The following is a 2,525-nucleotide window of genomic DNA, read 5'->3' as shown; positions in this document are numbered from 1 at the left end:
CAGCAGAACGCCGCCCTGGCCGAGCAGAGCGCAGCCTCCGCCAACGCGCTCTCCGGCCGCATCGGACAGCTCAACGACCTCGTCGCAACCTTCCGCACCGGCCGCGAGGCAGTGGGGCAGACCGGAGCGCCCCAGCCGCTGCCGGCAGCCGGACCGCGCCCGGCCCGGCCGGCGCCGCGCCCCATGCTTCGCCCCGCCCCGGCCGCCTCCGCCCCCGCGGCCGGCGAACCCGAGCCGGAGCGCCTGCGCCAGCTCGCCGAGGCCGCCTTCGTCCAGTCCAGGACCGCACCGGCCCCGCGCAAGGTCGCGAACGGACGCGCCCAGGACTCCGGATGGGAAGAGTTCTGACCCAGGACGCAAAGGCATCCAGCCAGCCGCCACATCTCCTAACGGCGCCCAAGGGCGCCGTTAGCGTTTCAGGGGGGTCCAGGCCGGCCTACCCCGGCAGCCGGTAATCCTTGAACATCTCGCGCAGCCTGGTCTTCTGGATCTTGCCGGTCGCGGTGTGGGGAATGGCCTCGACCAGCACGACATCGTCCGGCAGCCACCATTTCGCGATCTTGCCGGTCATGAAGGCGAGCATCTCCTCCTTGCTGGGCGCCCGGCCCGGCTTCGGCACGATCACCAGCAAGGGCCGCTCGTCCCATTTCGGATGAGCGACGCCGATCACCGCCGCTTCCGCCACATCGGGATGGCCGACCGCGAGATTCTCGAGGTCGATCGACGAGATCCACTCGCCGCCGGACTTGATGACGTCCTTCGAGCGGTCGGTGACCTGCATGTAGCCGGCCGGGTCGATCGTCGCGACGTCGCCGGTGTCGAAGAAGCCCTGGTCGTCGAGGATCTTCTCGTCGTGCCGGTAATAGGCGCCGGCGACCGCCGGTCCGCGCACCTTGAGCCGGCCGAAGGTCTTGCCGTCCCAGGGCAGGTCCCGTCCGGCATCGTCGGTGAGCCGGAACTCGACCGTGAAGGGTGGATGCCCCTGCTTGACCTTGAGATCGTAGAGCGCATCGCCCGAAAGCTGCTCATAGACCGGCTTCACCGAGCAGAACGAGCCGAGCGGGCTCATCTCGGTCATGCCCCAGGCATGCGCGACGGTGACGCCGTATTTGCGCTCGAAGGTTTCCGTCATCGCGCGCGGACAGGCCGAGCCGCCGATCACGACGCGCTTCAGCGTCGAAAGCTCGCCCTTGGTGGCCTCCAGATGTTGCAGGAGTCCGAGCCACACCGTCGGCACCGCCGCGGTCATGGTCACACCCTCGCCTTCCAGCAATTCGTGCAGGGACGGGCCGTCAAGCTTCGCGCCCGGCATCACCAGCTTCGCCCCGGTCATCGGCGCAGAATAGGCCAGCGACCAACTGTTGGCGTGGAACAGCGGCACCACCGGCATCACCGTGTCCCGCGCCGACAGGCCCATATAGTCCGGCGCGGCGCAGGCCAGCGCGTGCAACACGTTCGAACGATGCGAGTAGAGCACGCCCTTTGGCCCGCCCGTCGTTCCCGAGGTGTAGCAGAGCCCGGCCGCCGTGTTCTCGTCGAAGGCTCGCCAGGTGAAATCGTCATCCGCCTCAGTCAGCCAATCTTCATAAGCGACGGCGCCCCTGAGACGGGTCTGCGGCATATGCGCGGCATCGGTCAGGACGACATAGCGCGCGACACTCGGCAGCTTCTCCTGAATGGCCTCGATCATCGGCACGAAGGTCAGGTCGAGGAACATCAGCCTGTCTTCGGCATGGCTCACGATTCCGGCGATCTGCTCGGGAAAGAGCCGCGGATTGACCGTATGCGTGATCGCGCCGATGCCGCTGATGCCGTACCAGAGCTCGAGATGGCGATCGCTGTTCCAGGCCAGCGTCGCGACGCGATCGCCGAGCCCGATCCCTTCCCGGTCGAGGCGCTTGGCCACGCGCAGGGCCCGGCTCCGGATCTCCCGGTAGCTGCGCCGCCTGAGCGTCCCATCCTCGACGGCGCGGCTGACCACCTCGCGGGTTCCGTGCTGGATGGCGGCATGGTCGATGATGCGATGGAGCAGCAGGGGCCAGTCCTGCATCAGGCCGAGCATGGTTGTCTCTCCCGGACTACGTGCCGATCAGATCGCGATGCAATCCGATCGGACACGCGTTCTTTATCAAAGAGTTAGAGGCGGATTGACCGAGGGCCGTTTCGGCCTGATCGGATCCGACTCCAGCGTCATCTATTTTGCGCAGGATAGCGACGGCCGCGCCGGAAAGTGAAGTCAGTCCTTCGGAGGCTCGCCCGCGGCGTCGGGATGGTTTAGGTCTGATCCGTCGATTGGGGGGAGGACGCCAGTTGTCAGCACAGAAGCCCGTGCCGCAGGCCGCATCGGAGGCCGACCGCGTCTGGTTCCGGGTCATGCGCCTGCACCAGCGCATGCTGACCCAGATCACCCAGCGGATTCGCACGATAGGGCTGTCGATCCCGCAGTTCGACCTGCTTTCGACGCTCACCGAGCAGGAAGGCATCAGCCAGAGCGAATTGGCCGAACGCCTCTACGTCACCAAGGG

2 protein-coding genes and 1 pseudogene are annotated in these 2,525 nt (G+C 67.0%); 2 read left to right on the top strand and 1 reads right to left on the bottom strand.

Annotated features, from left to right (window positions below; translation table 11 throughout):
* A pseudogene (locus tag BGO20_RS23595) lies at positions 1–348 on the top strand (hypothetical protein); the annotation flags it as partial.
* 88 nt (positions 349–436) lie between these two features.
* Here the strand turns inward: BGO20_RS23595 and BGO20_RS23590 are convergent.
* Complete coding sequence (locus BGO20_RS23590) at positions 437–2,062, bottom strand: long-chain-fatty-acid--CoA ligase (RefSeq protein ID WP_291664358.1); 1,626 nt, start codon at positions 2,060–2,062, stop codon at positions 437–439.
* 248 nt (positions 2,063–2,310) lie between these two features.
* On the opposite strand from BGO20_RS23590, the gene BGO20_RS23585 reads away from it, so the two are divergent.
* On the top strand, positions 2,311–2,525 hold a 215-nt coding region (locus BGO20_RS23585; protein ID WP_299858956.1), incomplete at its 3' end, for a MarR family winged helix-turn-helix transcriptional regulator.

Origin of the sequence: Allobosea sp. 67-29 (assembly GCF_001898115.1) — a bacterium.
Taxonomy (GTDB): Bacteria; Pseudomonadota; Alphaproteobacteria; order Rhizobiales; family Beijerinckiaceae; genus Allobosea.
Note: the sequence above shows the minus strand (reverse complement) of the source record. Positions and strands in the feature narration are given on the sequence as shown.

Bases quoted from the DNA above. Each gene is read 5' to 3' on its own strand.
- BGO20_RS23590 (WP_291664358.1), bottom strand. From the start codon at position 2,062: ATGCTCGGCCTGATGCAGGACTGGCCCCTGCTGCTCCATCGCATCATC.